A 10,854-nucleotide genomic window follows, 5' to 3' on the forward strand; every position below is an offset into this window, starting at 1 on the left:
GACGCCGACCTCATGCTGCCGGCCGATGGCAGGCGGGCATGCCGCAGCCATCGTCGATGACGTGCAGAACGTCGTCGACTTCATGACCGCCAATCCCATGGCGATCGTCATCGCCGCCGGAGAGATCGGCTTCTGGGTGTGCGTCGTCACGGGATTGGCCGCCCGTTATCTGCTGCGCATGCGCCGGACGAGCACCGTGTTGCTGGCTGCGACGCCGCTCATCGACCTGCTGGTGCTCGTCGCCACCATGGTCGATCTGGCCGACGGCGCGCTCGCCACCACGGTGCACGGCCTCGCCGCGGTCTATCTGGGGTTCAGCGTGGTCTTCGGGCCCAGCATGATCCGCTGGGCGGACGCGCGCTTCGCGCATCGGTTCGCCGGCGGGCCCGCGCCGGGCAAGCAGCGCCGTGACTGGTCCGGCCGGGTCCGCCACGAATGGACGCAGTGGGGCAAGTGTGTTCTTGCGTGCGCCATTGCCGCGGCGATCATGCTGGTGCTGATCTTCGTCGCCGGTACCCCGGAGCAAACCCGGGCGCTGTGGGCCGACGGCGGTTGGGTGCCGCGGCTGGGGCTCGTCGTCGTCATCTGGCTGGTCGCGGGGCCGGTATGGGAGCTGCTGTCCCGGCCTGGCGCCGGGGACCGTACCGCTGCGGCAGGCGACGAGACCGCGGGCGCGGTAGAGCGGGGCAGGCGATGATCGGGCTATTGGGGATCCTGCTGGTGGTGCAAGGCGCCGGTGGCCTGATCAACCGCGCGGCGGGCAGCGACGCCAAGAGCTGGTTCGTGCAGTTGCACGTGTTGCCGCCCAGCATGCACGTCGCGGCCAGCATGCTGATGCTGCTGGTGGGAGCGGCGCTTGCGGTCGCGGGGGAGCGCAAGCGCAAGGGGAAGGGTGCCGGCACCGGCTGATGGCCGGCACGACGAAGGGCCGGCGGGAAGACCGCCGGCCCTTCTCGTTCGCCTGGAGTGCGTCAGTCGAGGTAGTCGCGCAGCACCTGGGAGCGCGACGGGTGACGCAGCTTCGACATCGTCTTCGACTCGATCTGCCGGATCCGTTCCCGGGTGACGCCGTAGACCTGGCCGATCTCGTCCAGCGTGCGCGGCTGCCCGTCGGTGAGACCGAAGCGCAGCCGGACCACGCCGGCCTCCCGCTCGGACAGCGTCTGCAGCACCGACTGCAGCTGGTCCTGCAGCAGCGTGAACGAGACCGCGTCGACGGCGACCACCGCCTCGGAGTCCTCGATGAAGTCGCCGAGCTGCGAGTCGCCTTCGTCGCCGATGGTCTGGTCCAGCGAGATCGGCTCGCGGGCGTACTGCTGGATCTCCAGGACCTTCTCCGGGGAGATGTCCATTTCCTTGGCCAGCTCCTCCGGGGTGGGCTCGCGCCCCAGGTCCTGCAGCAGCTCGCGCTGGATGCGGCCGAGCTTGTTGATGACCTCGACCATGTGCACCGGGATGCGGATGGTGCGGGCCTGGTCGGCCATCGCCCTGGTGATCGCCTGCCGGATCCACCACGTGGCGTAGGTGGAGAACTTGTATCCCTTGGTGTAGTCGAACTTCTCCACCGCGCGGATCAGGCCCAGGTTGCCTTCCTGGATCAGGTCCAGGAACGCCATGCCGCGGCCGGTGTACCGCTTGGCCAGCGAGACCACCAGCCGCAGGTTGGCCTCCAGCAGGTGATTCTTGGCCCGCTCGCCGTCCCGCACGATCCATTTCAGGTCGCGGCGCAGCTGGGTGGGCAGCTCCTCGCCCTCCTCCTCGGCCTGCCGCAACCGCTCGGCGGCGTACAGCCCGGCCTCGATCCGCTTGGCCAGCTCGACCTCTTCGGCCGCGTTCAGCAGCGCCACCTTGCCGATCTGCTTCAGGTAGGCGCGCACCGAGTCGGCGGAAGCGGTCAGCTCGGCGTCCTTGCGCGCCTGCCGCAGGGCCTCGGACTCCTCCTCGTCCCAAACGAAGTCCTCGCCCTTGTCCGCGTCCTTGCCGACCTCGTCGTCGTCGAGGTCGTCCGCCAGGTCGCCGTCCACCACGTCGACCTCGACCTCGGCTTCGAGATCGGAAAGGTCCGGAGTCTCGTCGACGAGTTCGGCGTCGTCGAGCTCGGGCTCGGTCGCTTTCGCGGCCTTGCGGCTCTTGGCGGTCGACTTGGTCGTTCGCTTGCGGCCCTTCGCCGCGCCGGACTTGCCCGCGTCGACGCCGGACGCGCTCTTGGCCGCTTCGTCCTTCGCCGACGACTTGGTCCCGCGCCTGGTTGCGGTCTTTGCGACAGCCACTGACACCCTTTCGCAGCTTCGTGATCTGCTACGCCGAGGAAAACGACCTCAGCTGCATCAGGTTTCGGGGTGGGCACCCGCCTGCGGCATGACTATCGACCGATCCACCCGCCGACAGGGCCACGTTCCATTGTAACGACGATCGCGCCTTCCTCCGAAGTGCGCGTGATCGGCCGGTGATCCGCTCGTTGCCGGCCACGCCCACCCGGCTAGTGCGCGATCCCCTCGGCGACCGCCGCGGCGGCGCCGATGATGCCCGCCTGGTTCTGCCTGGTCGCCACCGTGATCGGGGTGCGGATCTGCAGCAGCGGCACCCATTTCTCCGCCTTCTTGCTGACGCCGCCACCGACGATGATCAGGTCCGGCCACACCAGGTTCTCCAGTACCGACAGGTACCGGTTGACGCGCTTGGCCCAGTCCGGATAGCTCAGCCCCTCGTTCTCCTTCGCCGACGCCGCCGCCTTGGTCTCGCCGTCGTGCCCGTCGACTTCGATGTGGCCGAACTCGGTGTTGGGCACCAGCCTGCCGTCGACGAACAGCGCGCTGCCGATCCCGGTGCCGAACGTCAGCAGGAGCACCACGCCGCGGCGGAAGCGCTCGTCGCCGAACCGGACCTCGGCGATCCCCGCGGCGTCGGCGTCGTTGAGCACGCCGACGTCCTCCGGCTCCCTGCCCAGCCTGCGCGCGAACAGCTCGTCGGCGTCCACGCCGATCCATGCCGGATCGATGTTGGCCGCGGTGTGCGTGATGCCACCCTTGACCACGCCCGGCACGGTGATGCCGATCGGGCCCTGCCAGTCGAACGTCTCCACGATCTCGGCGACCACGTCGGCGACTGCGTCCGGGGTGGCCGGCTGCGGGGTGGGGATCTTCAACCGGTCGCCGTGCAACCGGCCGGTGGACAGGTCGACGAGGGCCCCCTTGATGCCGCTGCCGCCGATGTCGACGCCGAACCCCATGCCACCGTCGGTGGAGGGATCCTGCGCACGTCGCGCGGCGGCTGTCGTGGTGTGTCGGGCCATCCGGCGGTCCTTCCCGCTCGATACCTGGAAGCGTTGTCTGCTCGACTTTAGCCACGTCCGCGGTGTGCCGGACGCGAGGTGTGCGCCTGCCGGACGGGTGTGGTCGGATAGTCGGGTGAGCAGTCACGAATGGGCAGAACTGGCCACGATCGCCGAGCAGGTGGCCGTCGAAGCCGGCCAGCTGGTGTTGCGCGCGCACCGCGACCGGTGGGAGTCCGGCGCGGGCGCGGGCGAAGACGGTCTGCAGGTCGACACCAAGTCGACGATCACCGACCTGGTCACCGCGGTGGACAAGGCGTCCGAGCGCCTGATTCGCACCCGATTGAGTGAGCTGCGACCGGGTGATCCGGTGCTGGGGGAGGAGCACGGCGCGGACGGCGAGGCCGAGCCGGGCCGGGTGGCGTGGGTGGTCGACCCCATCGACGGCACCGTCAACTTCGTCTACGGCCTGCCCGAGTTCGCCGTGTCGGTGGCCGCGCAGGTCGACGGGCAGTCGGTGGCCGGCGCGGTGGTCGACCCGGTCGGCGGGCGGACGTGGACCGCGTGGCGGGACGGCGGTGCGTGGCTGAACGGAACGCGGCTGCGCGCCTCGGCGGTGCAGAAGTTGGAGCTGAGCCTGGTGGCCACCGGGTTCGCCTACGACGGCGAGCGCAGGCTCCGGCAGGCCGATCTGGTCCGGTCGCTGATCGGCCGGGTGCGGGACATCCGGCGCGGCGGGTCGGCGGCACTGGACCTGTGCGCGGTCGCCACCGGCTGGGTGGACGCCTCGTTCGAGAACGGCCTGTCCCGCTGGGACTGGGCCGCGGGCGCGCTGGTCGCGCAGGAGGCGGGCGCCAGGGTCATCGTGCCCGGGCAGGACCCGGCGCTCGGTGACGGGACGTTCGCGGCCGCGCCCGGTATCGCCGACGAGCTGTACCGGGTGCTCGTGGAAGCCGGGGCAGCGCGCATCTGACGGGCGGGACACCTGGCACCGGGGTCCCTCCGCGGCGCAGCCGGGATCTCCGGTGCCGGGTGACTGCGCGGCCTCGACGGCACTGACGGCACTGACGGCACCGACGGCACCGACGGGACTGACGACACGTCCGGGATCGACTGTGGCCAGGGACGCGATCACCGGGCGAACGAGTGAGCAGGACCGCCGGCCGGTGCGGACGGTACGGGCCGGCGGACGGTCAGCACTGGCCGCTGCGGGCGGCCGCCAGCAGCTCCTTGCTCAGCTGCGGTTTGTCGTCGTTCGCCGACAACTCGCTGGACCGGCCGCGATACTTGTCCGCCCACTGGCTGAGCGCTTCCAGGGCGGTCAGCGCCTCCCGGCGCGGCCGCACGTCCACGAAGTCCTCGCCGATGGCCAGGTCGACGCTCGCACCCTTGCGCTCGTCCTTGACCAGTTCCAGGCACGGGTCGATCAGGCTCAGCGTGCGCGCGGCGGCCTCGCCGTTCTCGCCGAACCGGATCTGGCCCCGGCACGCCGGCTTCTCACGGTTCTCGTACGCCTTGTCGTTGGCGGGCTTGCCGACCCTGGTGAAGCCGATGTTGCGCAGCGACTCGGTCACCAGCGCGGCCTGCCGCCGCTTGCCGCTGGCGTTGAGCACCCGCACCCGGACCTCCTCCGGAGGGATCGGGTCGACGTGGTCCAGCGCGTCATGGCTGAGCGAGGTGTAGATCATGCCCGGCGGGGCCGATGCGGGCGGCTCGCAGCGGATCGCCTCGTCGATGTTGGCGCTGTCGTTGAGCACCTTGAACCAGATCAGCGCGGACGCGCCGCCGAGGATGGCGATCAGGATGAGCGCGGGCAGGGGACGGTACTTTCGGTACGGGCGTGTGGTGCCCCCTGAGATCCCCGACCGCACTGGTCCGCTTCCTTCCACCCGATCGCCGCTACCCACCCAGAGTGTCTGTGTTCTTAGGTTAGGCGTTACCGCCACCGATCGCTGGTTCGACCGCGACGTGTCCCCCGCGTGATCTCGGTCGCTTTCCCGCCTGGGACCCTATTGTGGCGTTGACCACGTGAAGATCGTGTAACCACGCCGCACCGGTTGATCGACGACACGGTGCGTGACCATCGACGTCGGCTCTCCGTAGTCACCCACCAGGGCTAATGTCGACGTGACACGGCTATCAGCACAGGGTGTGGCCTTGCCCGTGCCGAGCAGGCGTGAGCTACCCTCTGCTGGCTCCGGAGGGGTCGAGGAAGAAATTTCTGGTGGGCTCCGGGCACAAAAACGGGTACTGGAACGTTATCCAGCGCACGGGCATGACCCGACGTCGGACGGGCCTGCCGCCGAAACCAGACGAGAGAACGAGCAGCGCAGGGGTGAGAACCATGGCGACCGACTACGACGCTCCGCGCCGCAGTGAAGCCGACGAGCTGGCTGAGGACTCGTTGGAGGAGCTGAAGGCGCGCCGCAACGAGACTCAGTCCGGTGTGGTGGACGTCGACGAGGACGCGACCGCGGAGGGCTTCGAGCTTCCCGGTGCCGACCTTTCCGGGCTGTCCGGAGAGGACCTCACGGTCAAGGTGGTGCCGAAGCAGGCCGACGAATTCACCTGTTCGGTGTGCTTCCTGGTGCACCACCGCAGCAGGCTGAGCGAGGAGCGCGACGGGCAGCCGGTCTGCCGCGATTGCGCCTGAGAGGCTCCCCGGCAACGCTGTGACGGCGGTTGGCTTGCGGGCCTGAAGGAGCAAGGCCTGAACTAGTCGGAAAAAGAACGAAGGCGGTCCCTCGGCCGACATGGCCGGGGGACCGTCGCATGTTCGGCGACGCTTGCATGGGCAGAGGCCGCACCCCTGCACCCTGCTCGGGCGGGGACGGCGGAGTCGCGCTCGTTCGGCGGATGTGGCCGGACTGCTCCCGTTTGTGTCGTCCACAGCGAGCGGAGAGCAGATGACGTGGGCAGCATCGCGCTCGACACGACGGGCTGCGACGAGCTTCAGTGTGCGGCCGCAGTCTTCGGGGCGCCGGGGATTCCTCGGGTCCGTTCAGCTGGATCGGATGGCCGGATTCGCCGTGCTGCGGTCCGGTCAGCCGGTGTGGTTTCCGCTTCCGTGACACCGGCGAGCCCGCGGGTCCGCTCAGTGTGGATCGGCGGCCGGGTTCGCCGCACGCAGCAGCTCGGCCAGCCGGTGCGGCTTGCGGGTGCTGAACAACCAGTACGGCGTCGGGTCGTCCGGGTCGGTCAGGTGGACCCGGACCATGGTGCCGATCCAGCCACGGTGCACCACGTAGGCGGCCGGATCCAGCTCCGGGCCCATGGCCTTGCGCTTGGCGTCCTTCTCGACGACGTCGACCTGGCCGACGAATCGCACCGGAAGCCGCGCGTCACCGGCGTGCAGCTCGGTGTCCTGACCGGTCCGCACCAGCGCCACCTTGGTCATGCTCATCCGCACCAGGACGAACACCGCCAGCGGCACGAGCACCAGGTACGGCAACCACACCGGCACGGCGGGGAAGCCCATGTGGATCTCCGCCGCGATCAGCACCGCGGCGGCCAGCGGCAACGGCCATGCCCACCAGGCGACGTAAAGGCGTTCGGAGTACAGCGCCTCCGCTGCGGGCCGCGGTGCCCGGCGCGCTGCCACCGCCTGCTCCTCGCCCGGGGTGTGTGCGGAGTCGGCCATGCCGTTCAGAGTAATGTCGTGGCGAACCAGCAGCAGGAGTGGTGTCGAGGGAGTGTCTGTGTCATCGGTAGAGGTCCGTCTGACGCGTCTTGACCCGGATGCTCCGCTTCCCACCTACGCCCGGCCGGGCGACGCGGGCGCCGACCTGGCGACGATGACCGACGTGGTCATCCCGCCGGGGGAGCGTGCGGTGGTCGGCACGGGTATCGCGATCGCGCTTCCTCCGGGGTACGTCGGGCTGGTGCACCCGCGCTCCGGGCTGGCGGCGCGCGTCGGCCTGTCGCTGGTGAACACGCCGGGCACGATCGACGCCGGTTACCGCGGGGAGATCAAGGTGTGCCTGATCAACCACGACCTGCGCGAGCCGATCACGCTGTCCCGGGGGGACCGCATCGCACAGCTGCTGGTGCAGAAGGTGGAGCAGGCACGGTTCGTCGAGGTCCCGGCAGGCGAGCTGGGCGAGAGCGAACGGGGCACCGGCGGCTACGGGTCGACCGGCGGGCACGCCAGTCTGGCCGCAAGCGGCGGCCCGGATCTGGCTGACGGCAATGGAGAGGTGAGGTAGCAGGTGGTGCTCGGTCGCAAGCGCCGCAAGAAGCAGCATCGCCGCGGGCGGCACGCGCTGCCGGACGACGCTGAGCCGATGTACGGTCGGCAGACCCTTCCCGCCGAGGAGGAGGACGAGGAACTCGTCCCGGAGGAGGGCCCGTACGACGTCGAGGTGGCACCTGAGGACGACATCCCGCGCATGGACCTCGGGTCGGTGCGGATCCCGGTGCCGGACAACTGCCAGGTCCAGGTGGAGATGGACCAGGAATCGGGGCACGTGCGCGCGGTGCATGTGGTGACGCCGCACGGCCAGGTCACCATCAGCGCGTACGCCGCGCCGAAATCCAGTGGCATCTGGTCCGAGGTGTGCACCGAGCTGGCCGAGCAGCTGCGCTCGGACGGGGCGATCGTGCGCACGCTGACCGGGGACTGGGGCAAGGAGTTGTCGGCCAAGATGGGCGACATGGCGCTGCACTTCATCGGGGTGGACGGGCCGCGGTGGATGCTGCGCGGCGTCATCGCGAGTCCCAAGCACGTCGCGGAAGGGGCACCCGCGCAGCTGCGCGCGCTGATGAAGGAAACCGTCGTGGTGCGCGGATCCGGGCCGATGCCGGTGCGCACCCCGCTGCCGATCAAGCTGCCGCCGGCGATGGCGGAAGCGATCGCCCAGCAACGCGGTCAGGCCTGAGCAGGGCCGTCGCCGTCGGCGGCCGCCTTGGCGAGAGCCCGCACCGCGGCGTGACCGAGGATCGCCCGGTCTCCGCCGAATCGGTCGAAGGAGATTTCCACCAGCGCCGCCTTGGGCATGAGCTCCTGCCACTGCCGGGCGACGTCCACCGGGTGGACCGCGTCGCCCACGCAGCCGACGAGCCCGGCCGGAACGGCCACCCTGGCCAGCTCGTCGCGCTTAGGACCGGGATGGCGGGCCGCCGCGCCCAGCCCGTCCAGCAGGACGTCGCTTTGCCTGCGCCACGCGCGCTTCAGCTCCGCGGCGAGCCAATACGGCACGTCACGCGTGGCAAGCTCGAGCGCACGGGAAAGTCCGTAAGCCCGGATCAGGTCGGCCGACGTGCGAGCGGCCAGCGCGGCCGGCGCGGAGTCGTCACGGCCGATGTAGGCGGGCAGGCAGGCGAGAATGCCGGTGCAGCCGCCCGGCCGGCTGGCCGCCCATTGCACGGCGACATGGGCGCCAAGTGAGACGCCGCCGACCAAGAGCCTGCCGTTGGTCTCCTCGGCCGCCGCGTCGAGCGCCCTCAAGTAGTCGGTCACGACCGGCGCTCCGGGGCGATGCGGCCGCAGCTCGACGCCTGCGGCAGCCATGGCAGGGCCGAAGGCTTCCCGGAGGAACACCTCGTCGGATCCGCTGCCGGGAAGCAGCACGGCGAGTCGGGCGGGCGGCTGGCTCATGCAGGCTCACGACGATCGTTCGGGCACGGGCATCGGCCTATTGTGCGCAATGCTCCGGTGACGGGTGACCACCCGGCCACATGCCTGGTCGTACCCTGAAGGGGCACCGGGCAGGCGCGCCCATGGTGCTGTGTGCGACCACCGACGACGACTTGTAGGTATCTCCGTGAGTGCAGACCCCGAGGCCACGCCCGACAAGCAGAACCGTCCGGACCGGTCGGGACCGGCGAACGCCCGGACGGACGAGCCGCCGGCCGGGCGGGGCGGGGGCGCCGGGCAGGACGAGCGCGAGCTGACCCTGTTCGAGCAGATGGGCGGCGTGGCGGGGATGATCTACTCCGCGGTGCCGGTCGTGGTCTTCGTACTGGCCAACTCGCTGTGGGGGCTGATGACCGCCATCTGGTGCGCGGTCGGCAGCGCGGTGGCCATCACGGTCGTGCGGCTGGTCCGCAAGGAGTCGCTGCAGCCTGCCGTCTCTGGCCTGTTCGGGGTGGCCATCGCCGCCTACATCGCCTACCGCACCGGGACGGCCAAGGGGTTCTTCCTGTTCGGCATCTGGCAGAGCCTGGTCTACTGCGGCGGGACGGTGCTGTCGGTGCTGATCCGGTGGCCGCTGGTCGGCGTGTTCTGGAACTTCGTCAACGGCGCGGGCACCAGGTGGCGGAAGGACCGCAGGTCGCTGCGCGACTACGACATCGCCACGCTGGCGTTGGCCGCGGTGTTCGGATCGCGGTTCGTGGTGCAGCGGTGGCTGTACGAGGAGGACCTGACCGGCTGGCTGGCGGTGGCCAAGATCGGCATGGGCTTCCCGCTGTTCGCGGCGGCGCTGGTGGTGATCGTGTGGGCCATCCGGCGCTCGGACAAGCGGCTGGCGGCGGCGATCGAAGCCGAACGGCGCGCCGAGGAGAAGATCGAAGCGGAACTGCGTGCTCGCTACGGCGAGACGCCCGCGCAGTCCGAACCGGGACACGCGTGACGACGACCGTACCGGCCCGCGCCTTCGCCCGTGGGGTGTGCTTTCGTCCACACCGCCCCCGGCGGCTGGTGGGCGGGTGAAACCGAAAGCCGATGACTGAGCGAGAAGACTGGACCGGCAGGCAGCTGGAGCTCGAGGTGGGGCCGGTCGCGCACGGGGGCCATTGCGTCGCCCGCCACGACGGCCGGGTGGTCTTCGTGCGGCACGCCCTGCCCGGGGAACGGGTCGTTGCCGAGGTGACCGAGGACCGGCACAAGTCGTTCTGCCGCGCCGATGCGCTGGAGATCGTGCGTGCCGACGATCGTCGGGTCACCCCGCCGTGCCCGCTTGCCGTGCCCGGTGGGTGCGGCGGGGGGGGCTGGCAGCACGCCCCCCCGCCTCGCCTCCAGGCTCCGCCTCCTGCGCCTCCGCCGACGACGCGCTCTCAGGCTCAGACACCACCGGCGCGACCTTCACCCCGCTCCGATGCTCGCTCTTCTTCGACATTCGCCTTCAATCCCTGTCACGAACCGAGATCGTGCTCTCCGCCAGCCAGTCAAGATAAGGACCATGACCGGCAATCACCGGAAGGACAAGAACCTCCGGCACCTCATAGGGATGCAGCTCCGGCGCGCGCGTCAACAGCCGCGGCACCGCGTCCTCCATCAGCTTCAGGATGACCAGCGCCTCCGCATCCCGCTCCACCGCACCCTTCCAGCGGTAGATCGACGTCAGCCCCGGCACGATGTTCCCGCACGCGACGACCCCTTCCTCCACCAGCGTCCGGACCAGCCGCTCGCCCACCTCCACATCGGGCACGGTCATCAACGCCACACAGGCGCCTTTCGCCGTTGACATGCGCAACCCCCTCCCGCTCACCTGTCCGCGCCGTGCAGATCGCCGCCCCCAGCAGGCCGCGCCGGCGCTCACCACGCGACCTACTCCACGACCAGCAACCGCTCCGATTCCGCGTACAGCGCCTCGATGACCTCCCGACACTCCGCCTCCACCACCCGCCGCCTCACCTTCAGC

General features: G+C 70.2%; 13 protein-coding genes and 1 pseudogene. 8 read left to right on the forward strand and 6 right to left on the reverse strand.

What is annotated here, in order from left to right; all coding sequences use genetic code 11:
* Positions 1-25: 25 nt before the first annotated feature.
* Both CXP56_RS02595 and CXP56_RS02600 read left to right on the forward strand, forming a co-directional pair.
* Entirely contained in the window at positions 26-697 is a 672-nt protein-coding gene (locus tag CXP56_RS02595; protein WP_245566679.1) for a hypothetical protein, read from the forward strand.
* A complete protein-coding gene (locus CXP56_RS02600) occupies positions 694-909 on the forward strand; it encodes a hypothetical protein (protein WP_028848215.1) in 216 nt (71 codons plus the stop codon). The genes CXP56_RS02595 and CXP56_RS02600 overlap by 4 nt, the downstream gene beginning before the upstream one ends.
* A 62-nt stretch (positions 910-971) precedes the next feature.
* On the opposite strand, the gene CXP56_RS02605 is transcribed toward CXP56_RS02600, so the two are convergent.
* Positions 972-2,270 carry an RNA polymerase sigma factor gene (locus CXP56_RS02605; protein ID WP_028848216.1) on the reverse strand — a complete coding sequence of 433 codons (1,299 nt, stop codon included), beginning with the start codon at positions 2,268-2,270 and terminating at the stop codon, positions 972-974.
* 209 nt (positions 2,271-2,479) lie between these two features.
* Positions 2,480-3,229: a polyphosphate--glucose phosphotransferase gene (gene ppgK / locus CXP56_RS02610; RefSeq protein WP_028848217.1), complete on the reverse strand. Its 750-nt coding sequence runs from the start codon at positions 3,227-3,229 to the stop codon at positions 2,480-2,482.
* A gap of 178 nt (positions 3,230-3,407) precedes the next feature.
* On the opposite strand from ppgK, the gene CXP56_RS02615 reads away from it, so the two are divergent.
* Positions 3,408-4,244: an inositol monophosphatase family protein gene (locus tag CXP56_RS02615; protein ID WP_038045085.1), complete on the forward strand. Its 837-nt coding sequence runs from the start codon at positions 3,408-3,410 to the stop codon at positions 4,242-4,244.
* A 220-nt stretch (positions 4,245-4,464) separates the two neighbouring features.
* On the opposite strand, the gene cei is transcribed toward CXP56_RS02615, so the two are convergent.
* A complete protein-coding gene (gene cei, locus CXP56_RS02620) occupies positions 4,465-5,142 on the reverse strand; it encodes an envelope integrity protein Cei (protein ID WP_286899598.1) in 678 nt (225 codons plus the stop codon).
* 473 nt (positions 5,143-5,615) lie between these two features.
* On the opposite strand from cei, the gene CXP56_RS02625 reads away from it, so the two are divergent.
* Positions 5,616-5,924, forward strand: a complete 309-nt coding sequence (locus CXP56_RS02625; RefSeq protein WP_028848220.1) for a DUF4193 domain-containing protein — start codon at positions 5,616-5,618, stop codon at positions 5,922-5,924.
* 441 nt (positions 5,925-6,365) lie between these two features.
* On the opposite strand, the gene CXP56_RS02630 is transcribed toward CXP56_RS02625, so the two are convergent.
* Positions 6,366-6,911, reverse strand: coding sequence for a DUF3093 domain-containing protein (locus CXP56_RS02630; RefSeq protein ID WP_084609266.1), 546 nt, complete (start codon positions 6,909-6,911; stop codon positions 6,366-6,368).
* A gap of 58 nt (positions 6,912-6,969) precedes the next feature.
* Here CXP56_RS02630 and dut point away from each other — a divergent pair, with 58 nt between their 5' ends.
* A complete protein-coding gene (gene dut / locus CXP56_RS02635) occupies positions 6,970-7,476 on the forward strand; it encodes a dUTP diphosphatase (RefSeq protein WP_286899599.1) in 507 nt (168 codons plus the stop codon).
* A gap of 3 nt (positions 7,477-7,479) precedes the next feature.
* Positions 7,480-8,148 (forward strand): DUF3710 domain-containing protein, encoded by a 669-nt coding sequence (locus CXP56_RS02640; RefSeq protein WP_425426132.1) that lies wholly within the window; start codon positions 7,480-7,482, stop codon positions 8,146-8,148.
* On the opposite strand, the gene CXP56_RS02645 is transcribed toward CXP56_RS02640, so the two are convergent.
* Positions 8,139-8,867 (reverse strand): alpha/beta fold hydrolase, encoded by a 729-nt coding sequence (locus tag CXP56_RS02645; RefSeq protein WP_286899601.1) that lies wholly within the window; start codon positions 8,865-8,867, stop codon positions 8,139-8,141. The genes CXP56_RS02640 and CXP56_RS02645 overlap by 10 nt on opposite strands.
* 298 nt (positions 8,868-9,165) lie before the next feature.
* Between CXP56_RS02645 and CXP56_RS02650 the strand changes: the two genes are divergently transcribed.
* Positions 9,166-9,843, forward strand: a complete 678-nt coding sequence (locus CXP56_RS02650; RefSeq protein WP_028848223.1) for a DUF3159 domain-containing protein — start codon at positions 9,166-9,168, stop codon at positions 9,841-9,843.
* A 92-nt stretch (positions 9,844-9,935) separates the two neighbouring features.
* Positions 9,936-10,220: pseudogene (locus CXP56_RS02655) on the forward strand (TRAM domain-containing protein); the annotation flags it as partial.
* A gap of 115 nt (positions 10,221-10,335) precedes the next feature.
* Here CXP56_RS02655 and cutA read toward each other — a convergent pair.
* Positions 10,336-10,647, reverse strand: a complete 312-nt coding sequence (gene cutA, locus CXP56_RS02660) for a divalent-cation tolerance protein CutA (RefSeq protein WP_286899612.1) — start codon at positions 10,645-10,647, stop codon at positions 10,336-10,338.
* Positions 10,648-10,854: the final 207 nt, after the last annotated feature.

It is taken from the genome of Thermocrispum sp. (genome assembly GCF_002919275.1).
GTDB lineage: Bacteria > Actinomycetota > Actinomycetes > Mycobacteriales > Pseudonocardiaceae > Thermocrispum > Thermocrispum agreste.

What these genes read in the sequence shown, in the direction of transcription:
- CXP56_RS02630 (WP_084609266.1), bottom strand. Translation starts at nt 6,911, where the DNA reads ATGGCCGACTCCGCACACACCCCGGGCGAGGAGCAGGCGGTGGCAGCG.
- CXP56_RS02595 (WP_245566679.1), top strand. Translation starts at nt 26, where the DNA reads ATGGCAGGCGGGCATGCCGCAGCCATCGTCGATGACGTGCAGAACGTC.
- ppgK (WP_028848217.1), bottom strand. Translation starts at nt 3,229, where the DNA reads ATGGGGTTCGGCGTCGACATCGGCGGCAGCGGCATCAAGGGGGCCCTC.
- CXP56_RS02600 (WP_028848215.1), top strand. Translation starts at nt 694, where the DNA reads ATGATCGGGCTATTGGGGATCCTGCTGGTGGTGCAAGGCGCCGGTGGC.
- cutA (WP_286899612.1), bottom strand. Translation starts at nt 10,647, where the DNA reads ATGACCGTGCCCGATGTGGAGGTGGGCGAGCGGCTGGTCCGGACGCTG.
- CXP56_RS02645 (WP_286899601.1), bottom strand. Translation starts at nt 8,867, where the DNA reads ATGAGCCAGCCGCCCGCCCGACTCGCCGTGCTGCTTCCCGGCAGCGGA.
- CXP56_RS02625 (WP_028848220.1), top strand. Translation starts at nt 5,616, where the DNA reads ATGGCGACCGACTACGACGCTCCGCGCCGCAGTGAAGCCGACGAGCTG.